The organism is Streptomyces sp. NPDC018026, from assembly GCF_044327745.1.
Lineage (GTDB): Bacteria > Actinomycetota > Actinomycetes > Streptomycetales > Streptomycetaceae > Streptomyces > Streptomyces rubrogriseus.
This window is the reverse complement of record NZ_JBIRFY010000019.1, coordinates 111,252-128,211: the sequence shown is the minus strand read 5'-3', so window position 1 is coordinate 128,211 and position 16,960 is coordinate 111,252. Positions and strand designations below refer to the sequence as shown.

The following is a 16,960-nucleotide window of genomic DNA, read 5'->3' as shown; positions in this document are numbered from 1 at the left end:
CGATCTGCACAGCCTGACTCCCAGTCCATCCGTGACGTTCAGCGGAGGATAGAACCAGGCACTGACAAGAAGGTCCCGAGGTTAAAGAACAAGCTAAAGGGTGTTGCAGAAGGCCGTGATCAGGCAGGTTGGAGCGGTGTTCGGGCGTGTGTGGTCATGCGGTGAGGGCGAGGTTGTGCATGCGGGCGACGGCCTGGACGGCGTGATGGAGGCCGTCGCCGCGTTGCCGGCAGTCGCGGAGGATCTTGTAGTTCTTCATGCGGGAGAAGGTGTGCTCGACGCGGGCGCGGACCTTGCGATGCTGCGCGTTGTCCTCCTCCTCGCCCTTCAGCAGGGGTCGCCCCGGGCGTTTGCGGTGCGGGACGATCAGGCCGGTATTGATGTAGGCGCCGTCGCCGAGGACGGTGACGCCTTCGCAGTGTGCGGCCAGGCCGGAGTCCCGCCAGGCTTTCGCGTCAGCCGTGTTACCGGGCACCGGACGTGCCGCGGCCACCACCAGCCGTGTCTCGGCATCCACGATGACCTGCACGTTCGCCGAGAACCGGTAGTTACGCGAGGACGCTCCGACCTTGCGGTCACGGACCGGGACGAGGGTGCCGTCCACGATCCACAGCCGCTCGACAGGGTCCTGGGAGGTGCGGGCCGGCTCGAGCGCGAGCAGCGGACCGAGCCGCTGGATCACCCGGCACACGGTCGCCGGAGAGACGCCGAACAGAGGGGCCAGCTGCCGCATGGTGAGATTCGTGCGGTAGTACACCGCCACCAGCAGCACCCGTTCGGCCAGCGGCAGCCGCCACGGACGACCCCACCCACAGCCCTCGCCACCCCGCTCCCGGACCGCTTTCAGCAACCGGCCGAACTGATCGACCCGCAACCCCGTGAACGTCTCTACCCACACCCGCTCGGCCCTCAACACCCCAGCCATACAACGGATATGCCCTGATCACGGCCTTCTGCAACACCCTTTAGGGGCTGTCGGTCAGCGCCGGTCTGCCGGACGGTGCCAGCGTCAGCGTCAGCGCCGTCGCCAGCAGCACCGCGCCCACGGACGGCAGCAACAGGCGCAGGTCGGCCAGTTCCACCAGGGCCGCCCCCGCGGCCAGGCCGAGTACGTTCGGGGCGAAGACCAGCGAGTGGGCCGTCGCCGAGACCCGGCCCAGCAGCGGCCCCGGCGTCTCGTGCTGGACGGCGGTCAAGGCGGCGATCAGCACCGTGGGCAGGCCCACGCCGACCGCCGCGGCGGACGCCCAGACGACCGCGTCGGACGGGACCGCCCGCCCCGCCACCGCCACCGCGAACAGGGCGATCCCGGCGGCCCCGAACCGACGTGCGCCCAGGCGGCGCAGGGCCGGGCCGGACAGGACCCCGACCGTCACCGAACCGGCGCCCTGGACGGCGTACAGCACACCGGCGTAGGCGGGGGAGCGGCCCAGGGCGTCGACGACGGCGTACAGGGTGGCGCCGCCGACGCCCGCGCAGAGCATCGTCACCCCGCCCGCGAGCACCAGCGGGCGCAGCCCCGGGTGCCCCCACAGGTACCGGGCGCCCTCGGCCGTCTGCCGCCGCCAGGTCACCGCGGGGCGCCCCGGTGGCGCGTCCGGCACCCGCAGGGCCGCGTACAGCCCCGCGGCCAGCACGAACGTCAGCGCGTCCAGGGCCGCCACACTCGGGCCGCCGTACGCCGCACAGAGTCCCGCACCGGCGAGGGGCGCCACGAGTTTCATGCCCTCGTTGGCGGTCATGCGCAGCCCGTTGAAGTCGCCGAGCAGGCGGGGGTCGACGGCGGCGGCCACGAGCGCCGACTCGGCCGCGTCCTGTACGACGCCCGCCACGCCGTACAGGAACAGCACCGCGAACAGCAGCCACAGGGCGCCCGGCGAGTCGACGGCGAAGAGGACGGGCAGGAGGCCGGCCGGCAGCAGGTTCGCGGCGATCAGCAGCGGCTTGCGGCGGACCCGGTCGGCGATCGTGCCGAGCGCGGGCCCGGCCAGGGCCGGCGTCCAGAGCGCGAGCAGGCACAGGGCCGCCAGACCGTCCGAGCCGGTGAGGTCCTTCACCCACACGCCCGCCGCCAGGCCGAGCGCCGAGCTGCCGAAACCGGACACGACCACCCCGGCGAGATACAGACCGGCGTTGCGGTCGCGCAGGACGCGGGCCAGGGGCCAGGGGCTGCGCCGCGTCCTGCCCGTGGTCGTCGTTCTTGTCGTCATGCCTGGTCATCGTGGGCCTAAGGCACGGCGACCGGCATCGGGCAGGTGCCCTACGCGCGGGCTCGTGGACCGATGAGTTTCGCGGCCGTGATCGGTCTACCTCCCGACAGCGCGAGCACACGTTCCCAGGAGACACGGATGACCCACGAGACCACCACCACCCTCGACCTGGGTCCGCAGACCCGGATCCTCGCCCGCCTCGCCGACGGCGTGCGCGAGGACCGCCTCGCGGACCCGACGCCCTGCCCCGACCTCGCCGTACGCAACCTGCTCGGCCATCTGACCGGTCTCGCCGTCGCCTTCCGCGACGCCGCGCGCAAGGACCTGGGACCCACCACGAACACCAGCCCCGAGGCGTCCGTCCCCGACATCGGGCCCGGCTGGCGCGAGGAGCTCGCCGGCGTGCTCGGGGAACTCGCCGAGGCGTGGCGCGAGCCCGACGCGTGGACCGGTATGACCCGGGCCGGCGGCATCGACCTGCCCGGCGAGGTCGCCGGTGCCGTCGTCGCCGACGAACTGGTCATCCACGGCTGGGACCTGGCCCGTGCGACCGGCCAGGAGTACACCCCCGACGCGGCCGCGCTGCGGGCGGCACACGGCCTGCTCGCCGCCGCCGCGGAGGAGTCCGAGCGGGACCGGGGCATGTTCGGGCCGGTCGTCACCGTCCCCGCGGACGCGCCGCTGCTGGAGCGCGCGGTGGGGCTGAGCGGGCGGGACCCGGGCTGGTCCCGCACCGCCTGACACACGCCCGACGCACGCCCGACGAACGCCCGACGCAGGAGGACACCCGGCACAACTTCCTTTGTCAGAAGCATTGACGTGGCCACGCGCCCCTCTTACCTTCAACGCGTCGTACTCCGTACGTCATATATGAGACGCGATACGCGAGATCTGATGCCCGGGATCTGTCCGTGCACGAGATCTGTCCGCGCATCCGACGCGAGATTCCGAGAGGCGCGCATGACCTCTGTGCCCACGCCGATCCCCTCCCGCACGCAGTACGTGCTGGAGGAGATCAAACGCCGCATCCTCACCGGCCGGCTGACGCCCGGCCAGGCCCTGGTCGAGACCGACCTCGCCGCGCAGTTCGGGGTGTCCAAGACACCGGTGCGCGAGGCGCTCAAGACGCTGGCCGGTACCGGACTGGTCGTGATGAGCCAGTACAAGGGCGTCACCGTGCGCATGGTGGACGCGGACATGGCGCGCGAGGTCTACGACGTCCGGCTCCTCCTGGAGCCCGAGGCGCTCCGGCGCGCCGTGCGCCGGGAGGCCTCCCTGGACGCCGCCCGCGAGGCCCTGACCCGGGCCGACCGCGCCACGGACACGGCCGAACGGTCGCTGGCCAACCGCGAGTTCCACCGTGCCCTGTACGTGCCCTGCGGCAACCCGCTGCTCGGCCGGATGCTCGACGAGGTGCGCGACCAGGCGGCCCTGGTCTCCGCGGTCGCCTGGGCCGCCGACCCCTCCTGGGAGCGGGAGGCCGGCGAGCACCAGGAGATCCTGCGCCTCGCCCTCGCCGGTGACGCGGACGGCGCGGCCCGCGCCCTGCACGCGCACATCGCGTCGTTCGTCGAGCGGGCCTTCCCCGAGGCGGGGAACGCGGCCCAGGAAGAGGACGGTCAGGCATGACAGCGACGTTCGAGACCCAGCGGGCGGCCCTGGCCGACGTGGTGGCGATCCCGGTGACCCCGTTCGCCGAGGACGGCACCGTCGACCCCGCCACCTACCGGGCCCTGCTGCGTCGTCTCCTCGACGGTGGCATCACGACCCTCACCCCCAACGGCAACACCGGCGAGTTCTACGCCCTCGACCCGGCCGAGCGCCGCCTCGTCACCGAGCTGACGATCGAGGAGACCGGCGGGCGCGCGGACATCCTGGTCGGCGTCGGCCACGACCTGCCGACCGCGGTCGCCTCCGCCCGGCACGCCCGCGAGCTGGGTGCCTCCATGGTGATGGTGCACCAGCCCGTCCACCCCTACGTCTCCCAGGGCGGCTGGGTCGACTACCACCGCGCCATCGCCGAGGCCGTCCCCGAACTGGGCGTCGTCCCCTACATCCGCAACGCCCAGCTCACCGGCGCCCGCCTCGCCGACCTCGCCGACGCCTGCCCCAACGTGATCGGCGTGAAGTACGCCGTGCCGGACGCCGCCAAGTTCGCCGCGTTCGCCCGCGACGCCGGACTCGACCGGTTCGTCTGGGTCGCGGGGCTCGCCGAGCCGTACGCCCCCTCGTACTTCTCCGCGGGCGCCACCGGCTTCACCTCGGGACTGGTGAACGTCGCCCCGGCCGTCTCGCTGAACATGATCGAAGCGCTTCGATCGGGCGACTACCCGGCCGCCATGAAGGTCTGGGAGCAGATCCGCCGCTTCGAGGAACTGCGCGCCGCCAACGGCTCCGCCAACAACGTCACCGTGGTCAAGGAGGCCCTCGCCTCGCTGGGCCTGTGCCGCCGGGAGGTCCGCCCGCCGAGCAAGCCGCTGCCCGAGAGCGAACGCGCCGAGGTCGCCGCCATCGCCGCGGGGTGGTCCATATGACCCCCGGGAAGTCCCCTGAGGAGCTGCGCAGCCACCAGTGGTACGGCACGGACGGCCTGCGCTCCTTCAGCCACCGCGCCCGCACCCGCCAGCTCGGCTACCTGCCCGAGGAGCACCTCGGCAAGCCCGTCATCGCCATCCTCAACACCTGGTCCGACATCAACCCCTGCCACGTCCACCTGCGCGACCGCGCCCAGGCGGTCAAGCGGGGAGTGTGGCAGGCGGGCGGCTTCCCGCTGGAGTTCCCGGTCTCCACGCTCAGCGAGACCTTCCAGAAGCCGACCCCGATGCTCTACCGCAACCTCCTCGCCATGGAGACCGAGGAGCTGCTGCGCTCCTACCCGGTCGACGGCGCCGTGCTGATGGGCGGCTGCGACAAGTCCACGCCCGCCCTGCTGATGGGCGCCGCCACGGTGGACCTGCCCGCGGTGTTCGTCCCCGCCGGGCCCATGCTCCCCGGGCACTGGCGCGGCGAGACCCTCGGCTCCGGCACCGACATGTGGAAGTACTGGGACGACAAGCGGGCCGGCCTCATCGGCGACTGCGAGATGCAGGAACTGGAGAGCGGCCTGGCCCGCTCGCCCGGCCACTGCATGACGATGGGCACCGCCTCCACCCTGACCGCCGCCGCCGAGGCCCTCGGCGTCACGGTCCCCGGGGCCTCCAGCATCCCGGCCGTCGACTCCGGGCACGACCGGATGGCCGCCGCGGCCGGACTGCGCGTCGTCGAGCTGGTCCACCGGGACCGGAAGCTGAGCGACATCCTCACCGCGGACGCCTTCGAGGACGCCGTCACCACCGTCCTCGGCCTCGGCGGCTCCACCAACGCCGTGATCCACCTGATCGCCATGGCGGGCCGGGCCGGAGTCACCCTCACCCTGGACGACTTCGACCGGATCGCCCGCACCGTCCCGGTGCTCGCCAACGTCCGCCCCGGCGGACACACCTACCTGATGGAGGACTTCCACTTCGCCGGCGGGCTGCCCGGCTTCCTGTCCCGCATCACCGACCTGCTCCACCTGGACCGGCCCACGGTCGCGCACGACACCCTGCGCGAGCAGCTGGACGGCGCCCTCGTCCACCACGACGACGTCATCAGGCCCCGCGACAACCCGGTCGCGAGCGAGGGCGGCGTCGCCGTACTGCGCGGCAACCTCTGCCCGGACGGCGCCGTCATCAAGCACATCGCCGCCGAGCCGCACCTGCTCAAGCACACCGGTCCCGCCGTCGTCTTCGACGACTACCGGACCATGCAGCGCACCATCAACGACCCGGACCTCGGCATCACCGCCGACAGCGTGCTGGTGCTCCGCAACGCCGGGCCCAAGGGCGGGCCGGGCATGCCCGAGTACGGCATGCTGCCCATCCCCGACCACCTGCTCAAGCAGGGCGTGCGGGACATGGTCCGGATCTCCGACGCCCGGATGAGCGGCACCAGTTACGGCGCGTGCGTGCTGCACGTGGCCCCCGAGTCGTACGTCGGCGGACCGCTCGCCCTGGTGCGCACCGGCGACTCCATCACCCTCGACGTCGGGGCGCGCTCGCTGCGGCTCAACGTGGACGACGAGGAGCTGGAGCGCCGCAGGGCCGCCTGGACCCCGCCGCCCGCCCGCTACGAGCGCGGTTACGGCGCGCTCTACAACGAACAGATCACCCAGGCCGACACCGGCTGCGACTTCGAGTTCCTGGCCCGCCCGGGCAAGGTGCAGGACCCGTACGCCGGCTGAGCCCCGTACGGCACGAACCGCCTCCGCACAGCCCTGCCTGCCGAGAAAGCGCTTCCTGTACGACCCCCGCACGACGTAGACGTAACTGAACGGAGAACTGTCATGGCCCAAGCCGCAGCCGTGGCGAAACCGCCCGCGCCACCCCGGCGGCGCCGTGCCTCGGCCACGCCGCGCAGGCTCCCGTACCTGCTGATCGGACCGGCCGCCCTGCTGATGCTGGGCTTCATCGCCTACCCGGTCATCAGCGTCTTCTACTACAGCCTGCAGGAGTACAACCCCACCAAGCCGTGGCGGAACGGTTTCGCGGGCTTCGACAACTTCGTCAAGATCTTCACCGACGACGCGGTCTTCTGGGACACCCTCACCTTCAGCGCCAAGTGGGTCTTCGTCGAGGTCGGACTGCAGCTGCTCTTCGGCCTGGCGCTGGCCCTCATCGTCAACCAGACCTTCGTGGGCCGGGGCATCGGACGGGCGCTGGTCTTCTCCCCGTGGGCCGTCTCCGGCGTGCTGACCTCGGCGATCTGGGTACTGCTCTACAACTCCCAGACCGGCGTCACCCGCTACCTCGCGGACATGGGCATCGGCTCGTACGGCACCAGCTGGCTCTCCGACACCTCGACCGTGTTCTCCGCGGCGGTGGTCGCCGACCTCTGGCGCGGCGTGCCCTTCTTCGCGATCCTCATCCTCGCCGACCTCCAGTCCGTCTCCAAGGACCTGTACGAGGCCGCCGAGGTCGACGGCGCCAGCCGCATCAAGCAGTTCTGGCACATCACGCTGCCGCATCTGAAGGACGCCATCATCCTGTCCACGCTGCTGCGCGCGGTGTGGGAGTTCAACAACGTCGACCTGCTCTACACCCTGACCGGCGGTGGACCAGCGGGCGAGACCACGACGTTGCCCCTGTACATCGCCAACACCAGCGTCGACGCCCACGACTTCGGCTACGCGTCGGCCCTCACCACGGTCGCGTTCGTGATCCTGCTCTTCTGCTCGATCGTCTACCTGCGGCTGAGCAAGTTCGGAGGCGAGAACAAGTGATCACCAAAGAGGCCCCCGCGGCCGCCCCCGCCCCCGCGCCGGTCGCCCCCGCGGCGGCGCGGCCCGGCAGGAAGCGCCCGGCCTGGGACGAGGTGCCCCGCTGGCAGATCTACCTGCCGCTCGGGATCTACCTGGTCTTCACCCTGATCCCGTTCTACTGGATCCTGCTCTTCGCGCTGCGCCCGACCGGCTCGACCTCGCTGGTGCCCTGGCCGATGACCACCGAGCACTTCGAGAAGGTGTGGACCGACCGCGGCTTCGGCACCTACTTCACCAACAGCGTGTACGTCGGCCTCGCGACCCTGGTGATGACCACGCTCGTCGCCCTGGCCGGCGGCTACGCCCTCGCCCGGTTCGACTTCAGGATCAAGCGCGGCTTCATGCTCGCCCTGCTCTGCTCCCAGTTCGTGCCCGGCGCGCTGCTGCTGGTGCCGCTGTTCGAGATCTTCGCCGGACTCCAGATGATCAACTCGCTGGGCAGCGTCATCATCGCCGAGACGGTCTTCCAGCTGCCCCTGTCGATCATCCTGATCAGCAACTTCATCAAGAACGTGCCGTATTCCCTGGAGGAGGCCGCCTGGGTCGACGGCTGCGGCCGGTTCCGGGCCTTCAGGATCGTCGTACTGCCGTTGCTGCGGCCGGGACTGATCGCGGTGGGCTCCTTCGCCTTCGTGCACTCCTGGAACCACTTCCTGTTCGCCCTGATGTTCCTCAACAACCAGAGCAAGCAGACCATCCCGGTCGGCCTCAACTCCTTGATGAGCGCGGACAGCGTCGACCTCGGCGCGCTGGCCGCCGGCGGCATCGTCGCGGCCGTCCCGGTCGTGATCGTCTTCGCCTTCATCCAGAAGTGGCTGATCACCGGCTTCAGCGCGGGGGCGGTGAAGGGATGAGCCGGGTTCCCGTCGTCCTCGCCGGCGCCCGCGGCCACGGCCGCTGGCACGTCGCCAACATCCGCCGCCTGGAGCGGGCGGGACTGGTCCGGCTGGCCGGCATCTGCGAACTGACCCCGCTGACCGAGCCGGAGGCCGAGGGCGAACTCCCCGAGCAGTCCGCCGACTTCGGGGCCCTGCTCGACTCCACCGGCGCCCGGATCGCGGTGATCTGCACGCCGATCCCCACCCACACCGACCTCGCGCTGACCGCCGCCCGCCGGGGCGTGCACCTGCTCCTGGAGAAGCCCCCGGCACCGTCGTACGCCGAGTTCCGGCGGATGGCCGACGGGGTCGCCGAGGCCGGCGTCGCCTGCCAGGTCGGGTTCCAGTCGCTGGGCTCGCACGCCGTGCCGGCCATCCGCGAGCTGATCGCCCGGGGGGCGATCGGCGAGGTCGCGGGCATCGGCGGGGCCGGGGCGTGGGTACGCGACGAGGCCTACTTCCGCCGGGCGCCCTGGTCGGGCAAGCGGCGGCTGAACGGCGCCGACGTGATCGACGGCGCGCTGACCAACCCGCTGGCGCACGCCGTCGCCACCGCCCTCGCGCTCGGCGGCACCGCCCGCGCCGAGGACGTCACCGGCATCGAGACCGAGCTGAGCCACGCCAACGACATCGAGGCCGACGACACCTCCTGCGTACGGATCGGCACCGCGCGTGGGCACCGGGTCACCGTCGCCGCCACCCTGTGCGCGGAGCGGGCCGACGAGCCGTACGTCCTGGTGCACGGCTCCAGCGGCCGCGTCACCTTCTGGTACAAGCAGGACCGGGTCCTGCTCCAGCGCGGCGGCCACGGCCCCGAGGAGTTCCACCACGACCGCACCGACCTGCTGGAGAACCTGGTCGACCACCTCACCACCGGCGCCCCGCTGCTGGTCCCGCCGGACGAGACGGGCGCCTTCATGCGGGTGGTCGAGGCGATCCGCCGGGCGCCCGACCCGGAACCGCTGCCCGCCGCCGCCTGGCGCCGCGTCCCCGGCGAGGAGCGCCGCGTGGTCCCCGGCATCGACGGCCTGGTGGCCGCCGCCGCCGAGACCCTCTCCCTCTACTCCGAACTGGGCGCGCCCTGGGCGCCGCGCACCGAGCACCCCCGATACGAGGTGAGCACCCGATGACCGGCAACGACTCCCCGGTGCTGCGCGTGGCGGGCCGCCCCGTCGCCCGCTACGTGACCCGGCCGGAACTGCCGCACCGGCTCTCCCCGCGCCCCTACCTGCACCCCGTCGCCACCCTGGCCGGCACGGCCGTCACCGAGTTCAGCCCCGCCGACCACCTCCATCACCTCGGCGTCGGTGTCGCCGTTCCCGACGTCGAGGGGCACAACTTCTGGGGCGGGCGCACCTACGTCCGGGGCCGGGGGCCGACCGAGCTGGACAACCACGGCACCCAGCGGCACACCGCCTTCCAGCTCCGCGATCCCGACGGATTCGTCGAGGAGCTGCGCTGGGTCGCCGCCGGCACCGAACTGCTGCGCGAGCGCCGTACGGTCGCGGCCGCCGAACTCACGGGCACCGCCTGGGCGCTGGACTTCACCTTCTCCCTCACCAACGTCACCCCGGGCCCGCTCACGATCGGCAGCCCCGCCACCAACGGGCGCCCCGGCGCAGCGTACGGCGGCTTCTTCTGGCGCGCCCGCAAGGAGAGCACGGCGCCCGGCGTCTTCACCGCCGGCCGGGAGGGCGAGCGGGAGGTGCACGGCCGCAGCGCCGACTGGCTCGCGCTGACCGGCGAGACCTGGTCGCTGGTGTTCGCCGGGGCCACCGAGCGCACCCGGCGCGACCCGTGGTTCGTGCGCACCGAGGAGTACCCGGGCGTCGGCTCGTCGCTGGCCCACGACGACCGGGTGACCGTCGCCCCGGGCGACACCCTGGTCCGGCGGATCGTCACCGTCGTCGCCGACGGCCGCCTCGATGCCGACGGCGCCGCCGCCCTCGTACGCAAGGCGGTGAGCCCGTGACCGCCGTCGAGAGCGCGGGGACGACGTACACCAACCCGGTCCTGAACGCCGACTGGTCCGACCCGGACGTGATCCGGGTCGGCGACGACTTCTACCTGACCGCCTCCAGCTTCGGCCGCGTCCCCGGCCTGCCGCTCCTGCACTCCCGCGACCTGGTCCACTGGACCCTGGTCGGGCACGCCCTGGAGCGGCTCGAACCCGAGCGGGAGTTCGCCCGGCCCCGCCACGACTGCGGCGTCTGGGCGCCCGCCCTGCGCCACCACGCGGGCCGTTTCTGGATCTTCTGGGGCGACCCGGACCAGGGCGTCTTCCAGGTCAACGCCCCCGACATCCGGGGCCCGTGGACCGCACCCCACCTGGTCAAGGCGGGCAAGGGCCTGATCGACCCCTGCCCCCTGTGGGACGAAGGGACCGGCGAGGCCTACCTCGTGCACGCCTGGGCCCGCTCCCGCTCCGGGATCAAGAACCGCCTCACCGGCCACCGCATGCGCCCCGACGGCACCGGACTGCTCGACGAGGGCACGGTGATCGTGGACGGAGACCGGCTCCCCGGCTGGTTCACCCTGGAGGGCCCCAAGCTCTACCGGCACGACGGCTGGTACTGGATCCTCGCCCCCGCCGGATCGGTCGAGACCGGCTGGCAGGGCGCCTTCCGCTCCCGCGACTTCTTCGGGCCGTACGAGGAGAAGGCCGTCCTGGAACAGAAGGACACCGACGTCAACGGCCCCCACCAGGGCGGCTGGGTGCGCACGGCGTCCGGCGAGGACTGGTTCCTGCACTTCCAGCAGCGCGGTGCGTACGGGAGGGTGGTCCACCTCCAGCCGATGCGGTGGGGCCCGGACGGCTGGCCGGTCCTGGGTGACGAGGGCGCCCCGGTCACCGAGCACCGGCGTCCCGCGCTGCCCCCGCAGCCGCCCGCCGCCCCCGCCACCGACGACGACTTCCCCGGCGGGCGGTTCGGCCGCCAGTGGTCGTGGACGGCCAACCCCCGGGCCGGCTGGGCCACCCAGCACGCCGGGGACGGGCTGCGCCTGGCCTGTGTCCGCTCGGCCGACGCGCACGACCTGCGCCTGCTGGCGAGCGTCCTGACCCAGCGCTTCCCCGGCGAGCCCTCGGTGATCGAGGTCGAGTTGCGCCTGGACAGCGAGGAACCCGGCGCGCGGGCCGGGCTCGCGGTGCTGGGCGACGCCTACCGCTGGATCGGGCTCCAGCGGGACGCCGACGGGACGGTGCACCTGGTGCACCGGTTCGCCGAGTCGGTGGCCGAGGCCGAACGGGACGCCGACCGCCCCCGCCCCGCACCCGGGGGACGGGTCCGGCTGCGGATCGAGACGGTGCCGGGGGCGCGCTGCCGCTTCTCGTACGACCTCGGCGACGGTCCGTGCCCCGTCGGCCGGGAGTTCGCCGCCACCCCCTGGCGCTGGGTCGGCGCACTGCTCGGCCTGTTCGCCCTCGCACCCGCCGGCCAGGGACAGGCCGGCACCGCCACCTTCACGCGGTTCCGCGTCGGGCCCCACCGAACCCACTGAACCCACTGAACCCCCACGTTGTCGTTCCACCGCCTTGTTCGATCCAGAAGATCCGGAAGAAGAGAGCCGACCATGAGGATCAGCATGCTCAGCAGCAGAGACAAAGGCACAGTCAGGCGCCGCACGTCCGCCGCCGTCGCCCTGGGGGCCGTGCTCGCGCTGACCGCCACCGCCTGCGGTGACGACGGCAGCGGCGCGGGCGGCGGCGAGGGGGCCGAGGGCAGCGGCAAGGGGAAGATCACCTTCTGGGACAACAACGGCGGTATCCGTACGGCCGTCTGGAAGACGATCATCGCCGACTTCGAGAAGGCGAACCCGGACATCGACGTGGAGTACGTCGGCATCGCCGCCACCGAGTACCAGTCCAAGGTCGACACCGCCATCCAGGGCGGCGGCCTGCCGGACGTCGGCGGTGTGACGGCGTCGATGCTCGCGGGCTTCTCCGCCCAGGGCGCACTGGAGCCGCTGGACGGGCGGCTCGCCAAGTCGCCCCTGAGCGACAAGCTCAACAAGGACATGGTCGAGTCCCTGAAGGCCGCCGGCGGCGGCGACGGCACCCTGTACTCGATGCCGACCTCCGCCAACAACGGCGTCCTCTACTACCGCACCGACCTGTTCGAGAAGGCCGGTCTCGACGCGCCGACGACGTGGGACAAGTTCTACGCCGCCGCGGAGAAGCTGACCGACGCGGGCAAGAACGAGTTCGGCTACACCATCCGCGGCGGCTCCGGCTCCATCGCCCAGGCGCTCGACGCGATGTACGGGCAGTCCGGCATCACCTCGTTCTGGGACGCCGGCAAGAAGAAGACCACCGTCAACGATCCGAAGAACGTCGAGGCGCTGGAGAAGTACGCGGCCCTCTACAAGAAGGTCACGCCGGCCGCCGACGTCAACAACGACTTCGCCAAGATGGTCGCCCAGTGGGACACCGGCACCATCGGCATGCTCAACCACAACCTGGGTTCCTACCAGGACCACGTGAAGGCGCTCGGCGTCGACAAGTTCCGCGGCATCCCGCAGCCGGTCGGCGCCTCCGGCAAGCGGGTCCAGGTGTCCAACCCGGTCGACGGGCTCGGCATGTTCAAGAGCTCGAAGAACAAGGAGGCCGCCTGGAAGTTCATCGAGTTCGCCACGTCGAAGGAGCAGAACTCGAAGTTCAACGAGTCGGCCGGGCAGGTGCCGTCCAGCACCGAGGCCGCGAACGACGCGTGGATCCAGAAGGCGGAGCCGACGAAGCTGGCGGCGCAGGCGCTGAACGACGGGTCCACGACCATCGTCCAGCTGCCGTACTACCTGCCGGACTGGAACACGCTGTCCAAGTCGGAGAGCGAGCCGGGGTTCCAGAAGGTGCTGCTGGGCGACATGAGCGCGAAGGATTTCCTGGACGGGCTGGCCGAGAAGCTGAATGAGGCGCAGGCCGAGTGGACGGAGCAGATGGGCTGAACGCCCTGAGCTGGAAATCGCCGTGGGGCGGTCTGTGGTTCGCAGGCCGCGGGCCGTCCCCGGCTTGTCGCGCAGTTCCCCGCGCCCCTAGGCGTTTCTCCCCGGCCCCTCATTGAAAGGCAGACCGGCGTGTCACTCAGCCGAAGGCAAGTCGCCTCAGCCGCCGTTGCCGCCATTCCCCTGGCATTCGCGGCCACCGGCACCGCTCAAGCCGGCGGGCGCCGCCACCATCCCCGCACCCTCTACATCGCCGGGGATTCCACCGCCGCGCAGAAGTACGCCGACGCCGCGCCCGAGACCGGGTGGGGGATGGCCCTGCCCTTCTTCCTCCGCAAGGAGCTGGAGGTCGCCAACCACGCCGTGAACGGACGGAGTTCCAAGAGCTTCGTCGACGAGGGGCGGCTCGACGCCGTCCTCGGCGCGATCCGGCCCGGTGACTTCCTGCTGATCCAGTTCGCGCACAACGACGAGAAGGACGAGGACCCCGCCCGCTACACCGAGCCCTGGACGACGTACCAGGACTACCTGCGGAGGTACGTCGACGGGGCGCGGGCCCGCGGGGCGCGGCCGGTGCTGGCCACGCCCGTCGAGCGACGGCGGTTCGACGCGGAGGGGAACGCCGTGCCCAGCCACGGGGAGTACCCGGCGGCGATGCGGGCGCTCGCGCGCCAGGAGGGCGTGGCGCTGCTCGACGTGCAGACGCTGTCGCTCGCGCTGTGGCAGCGGCTCGGCGTCGAGGGAACCAAGGCGTACTTCAACTGGACCGCCACCGAGCAGGACAACACCCACTTCAACCCGCCGGGCGCGATCGCGGTCGCCCGGCTCGTCGCCCGGGAACTGCTGCGCGGGCGCGTACTGGCGCACCGGGACGTGCGCCGGCTGGACGAGGAGATCCCCGGGTCCTGGATCAGCTGGCCGGAACCGGCCACCGCGTAACACCCCGCACACCTTTACCCCGACACCCCGAGAACAAGGGAGAGCCGCACCATGAGCACCCAGAGATGGCATGGGCATGCCACGAAGCATGACGCGAAGAGAACCGCCGCGCTCGTCGGCTGCACCGCCCTCGTGCTGAGCCTGACCGCCGCCACGGCCCAGGCCCGCCCCGGGCACCACCACCCCCGGGACACCGCCCGCCAGACGCTGCCCGCCGGAGACGGCTGGGCCTCGCACGGCACCGGCACCACCGGCGGGGCCGCCGCCGACGCGGAGCACGTGTACACCGTCTCCACCTGGGCCGAGTTCAAGGCCGCCCTCGCCGCCGACGGCACCGCGCCCAGGATCATCAAGGTCAAGGGCACCGTCGACGCCGTCTCGGAGGGCTGCGAGGCCTTCGCCGCGCCCGGCTACGACTTCGACGCCTACCTGGAGAAGTACTCCCCGGAGAACTGGGGCATGGAGACCGACCTGAGCGCCGAGCCCGACGACAGCCCCGAGGGCCTGCGCCGGGTCTCCGCCGCCCAGCAGGACCGGTCCATCAAGGCGAACGTCCCCTCCAACACCACCATCGTCGGAGTCGGCCGGGGCGCCGCGCTCAAGGGCGCCAGCCTCCAGATCAAGGACGTGGACAACGTCATCGTCCGCAACCTGGCCTTCGAGAGCCCCGTCGACTGCTTCCCGCAGTGGGACCCCACGGACGGGGACAAGGGCAACTGGAACTCCGAGTACGACAGTGCGGTCGTGTACGGGTCCACGCACGTCTGGCTGGACCACAACACCTTCACCGACGGCGAGCACCCCGACAGCGCGGCGCCCACCTACTTCGGCATGCTCTACCAGCAGCACGACGGCCAACTGGACATCGTCAAGGGCGCCGACTACGTCACCGCCTCCTGGAACGTCTTCACCGAGCACGACAAGACCATCCTGATCGGCAACAGCGACAGCGAGTCCACCGCCGCCGTCGACCGCGGCCACCTCAGGGCGACCTTCCACCACAACCTGTTCAAGAACCTCGTCGAGCGCGCGCCCCGCGTCCGCTTCGGCCAGGTCGACGTCTACAACAACCACTTCGTCGCCTCGGACGACTACGCCTACAGCTTCGGCGTCGGCAAGGAGTCCGCGCTCGTCGCCGAGCACAACGCCTTCACCCTGCCGGCCGGCGTCAGCCCCGCGAAGGTGCTCAAGCGCTGGAACGACTCGCCGCTCAGCGCCGCCCACAACCGCGTCAACGGCCGCACCGTCGACCTGATCGCCGCCCACAACGCCGAGAACCCGGACGCGCTCCTCCGCTCCGGCGCGGGCTGGACGCCCTCGCTGCGCACCAAGGTCCTGCCGTCCCGGGCGGTCCCCTTCGTCGTCGACCACGGCGCGGGCGCCGGCCGGCTGCGCTGACCTCCCTCCCCCGAACCGGGCCGGGGCGCCCGCACCGCCCCGGCCCGCCCCGGCCGTCTCCGTCCCTCCCGAAGGAGCACCCGCATGCACCGACCAGCCGCCCCGTCCCGCAGAGGCTTCCTCCTGGCGACCGCCGGCGCGGGCGCCGCCCTCGGCCTCGCGGCAGCCGGCCCCGCCGTCGCCGGCACCCGACCGCACCCGCGTCCCTTCGGCCGGTACGGCTCACCGGCCGCCCGCCGCACACCCAGGACCCTGTACGTCGACCCGCACGGCCGCGGCGACTTCACCTCCGTCCAGAGCGCCGTCGACGCCGCCGCGGGCGACGGCTGGACGCTCGTCCTCGCCCCCGGCACCTACCGCGAGACGGTCTCCGTCGACGCCGACCGCACCGGGGCCACCTGGATCGGCGCCTCCGGCGACCCGCGCGACGCCGTCATCGTGTACGACAACGCGGCCGGCACCCCCAAGCCGGACGGCTCGGGCACCCTCGGCACCAGCGGGTCCGCCACCACCACCGTGCGCGCCGACGGCTTCACCGCCCGCGCCCTCACCTTCGCCAACGACTGGCTGCGCGCCGACCGGCCCGACTGGACCGGCACCCAGGCCGTCGCGATCAAGGCCATGGGCGACCGGTCCGCCTTCCACGACTGCCGCTTCCTCGGCCACCAGGACACCCTCTACGCCGACAGCCGAGACCTCTCCCTCTTCGCCCGCCAGTACTACGAGCGCTGCTACGTCGAGGGCGACGTCGACTTCGTCTTCGGCCGGGCGACCGCCGTGTACGAGCACTGCCACTTCCGCACCCTGGTCCGCACCGACCTCGACGCCGCCCCGTACGGCTTCGTCTTCGCGCCCTCCACGGCGGGCGCCAACCCGCGCGGCTACCTGGTGACCCGCGGCCGCGTCAGCAGCGAGGCCCCCGACGGCTACTACAAGCTGGCCCGCCCCTGGGTGCCCAGCTCCGACACCACCGCCCGCCCGATGCTCACCGTGCGAGAGACCCACCTCGGCGCGGGCATCGACGCGGTGGCGCCGTACGCCAACATGCGCGACGCGTACCCCTGGCAGGAGCAGCGGTTTCGCGAGTACCGCAACACCGGCCCCGGCGCCGCGGCCACCGTCCCGGACAACCGGCCCCAGCTCACCCGCGCCGAGGCCGCCGCGCACACCCGCGAGGCATACCTCGGCGACTGGCGGCCGTACGACCGGCGGCACTGACCGGCCCGCCGTCCCCGACCAGTACTCCGACCTCCAGG

General features: G+C 72.2%; 15 protein-coding genes. 13 read left to right on the top strand and 2 right to left on the bottom strand.

Annotated features, from left to right (window positions below; translation table 11 throughout):
• Positions 1 to 154 precede the first annotated feature (154 nt).
• On the bottom strand, positions 155 to 925 hold the full coding sequence (locus ACH4D3_RS37315) for a transposase (RefSeq protein ID WP_398332023.1): 771 nt from the start codon (positions 923 to 925) through the stop codon (positions 155 to 157).
• Positions 926 to 965: 40 nt separating this feature from the next.
• Positions 966 to 2,210 carry an MFS transporter gene (locus tag ACH4D3_RS37310; RefSeq protein WP_398332020.1) on the bottom strand — a complete coding sequence of 415 codons (1,245 nt, stop codon included), beginning with the start codon at positions 2,208 to 2,210 and terminating at the stop codon, positions 966 to 968.
• Positions 2,211 to 2,348: 138 nt separating this feature from the next.
• Here ACH4D3_RS37310 and ACH4D3_RS37305 point away from each other — a divergent pair, with 138 nt between their 5' ends.
• The 13 genes from ACH4D3_RS37305 to ACH4D3_RS37245 all read left to right on the top strand — a co-directional run bounded on the left by ACH4D3_RS37305 (position 2,349) and on the right by ACH4D3_RS37245 (position 16,922).
• Positions 2,349 to 2,951: a TIGR03086 family metal-binding protein gene (locus ACH4D3_RS37305; RefSeq protein ID WP_398332017.1), complete on the top strand. Its 603-nt coding sequence runs from the start codon at positions 2,349 to 2,351 to the stop codon at positions 2,949 to 2,951.
• Between the two features lie 219 nt (positions 2,952 to 3,170).
• Complete coding sequence (locus tag ACH4D3_RS37300; RefSeq protein ID WP_398332014.1) at positions 3,171 to 3,839, top strand: GntR family transcriptional regulator; 669 nt, start codon at positions 3,171 to 3,173, stop codon at positions 3,837 to 3,839.
• Positions 3,836 to 4,744, top strand: a complete 909-nt coding sequence (locus ACH4D3_RS37295; RefSeq protein WP_398332011.1) for a dihydrodipicolinate synthase family protein — start codon at positions 3,836 to 3,838, stop codon at positions 4,742 to 4,744. The genes ACH4D3_RS37300 and ACH4D3_RS37295 overlap by 4 nt, the downstream gene beginning before the upstream one ends.
• Complete coding sequence (gene araD, locus ACH4D3_RS37290; RefSeq protein WP_398332008.1) at positions 4,741 to 6,471, top strand: L-arabinonate dehydratase; 1,731 nt, start codon at positions 4,741 to 4,743, stop codon at positions 6,469 to 6,471. Before ACH4D3_RS37295 ends, araD begins: the two co-directional genes overlap by 4 nt.
• A gap of 102 nt (positions 6,472 to 6,573) precedes the next feature.
• A complete protein-coding gene (locus tag ACH4D3_RS37285) occupies positions 6,574 to 7,509 on the top strand; it encodes a carbohydrate ABC transporter permease (RefSeq protein ID WP_102927759.1) in 936 nt (311 codons plus the stop codon).
• Positions 7,506 to 8,402 (top strand): carbohydrate ABC transporter permease, encoded by an 897-nt coding sequence (locus tag ACH4D3_RS37280; RefSeq protein WP_398332005.1) that lies wholly within the window; start codon positions 7,506 to 7,508, stop codon positions 8,400 to 8,402. The genes ACH4D3_RS37285 and ACH4D3_RS37280 overlap by 4 nt, the downstream gene beginning before the upstream one ends.
• Entirely contained in the window at positions 8,399 to 9,556 is a 1,158-nt protein-coding gene (locus ACH4D3_RS37275) for a Gfo/Idh/MocA family protein (RefSeq protein WP_398332003.1), read from the top strand. The genes ACH4D3_RS37280 and ACH4D3_RS37275 overlap by 4 nt, the downstream gene beginning before the upstream one ends.
• Entirely contained in the window at positions 9,553 to 10,398 is an 846-nt protein-coding gene (locus tag ACH4D3_RS37270) for a PmoA family protein (protein WP_398332000.1), read from the top strand. The genes ACH4D3_RS37275 and ACH4D3_RS37270 overlap by 4 nt, the downstream gene beginning before the upstream one ends.
• A complete protein-coding gene (locus ACH4D3_RS37265; protein ID WP_398331997.1) occupies positions 10,395 to 11,927 on the top strand; it encodes a family 43 glycosylhydrolase in 1,533 nt (510 codons plus the stop codon). Before ACH4D3_RS37270 ends, ACH4D3_RS37265 begins: the two co-directional genes overlap by 4 nt.
• 72 nt (positions 11,928 to 11,999) lie before the next feature.
• Positions 12,000 to 13,370, top strand: coding sequence for an ABC transporter substrate-binding protein (locus tag ACH4D3_RS37260; protein ID WP_398331995.1), 1,371 nt, complete (start codon positions 12,000 to 12,002; stop codon positions 13,368 to 13,370).
• A 129-nt stretch (positions 13,371 to 13,499) separates the two neighbouring features.
• Entirely contained in the window at positions 13,500 to 14,306 is an 807-nt protein-coding gene (locus ACH4D3_RS37255; RefSeq protein WP_398331992.1) for a rhamnogalacturonan acetylesterase, read from the top strand.
• A 51-nt stretch (positions 14,307 to 14,357) separates the two neighbouring features.
• Positions 14,358 to 15,704 (top strand): polysaccharide lyase family 1 protein, encoded by a 1,347-nt coding sequence (locus ACH4D3_RS37250; protein ID WP_398331989.1) that lies wholly within the window; start codon positions 14,358 to 14,360, stop codon positions 15,702 to 15,704.
• Positions 15,705 to 15,788: 84 nt separating this feature from the next.
• Complete coding sequence (locus ACH4D3_RS37245) at positions 15,789 to 16,922, top strand: pectinesterase family protein (protein ID WP_398331986.1); 1,134 nt, start codon at positions 15,789 to 15,791, stop codon at positions 16,920 to 16,922.
• The last annotated feature ends 38 nt before the right edge of the window (positions 16,923 to 16,960 follow it).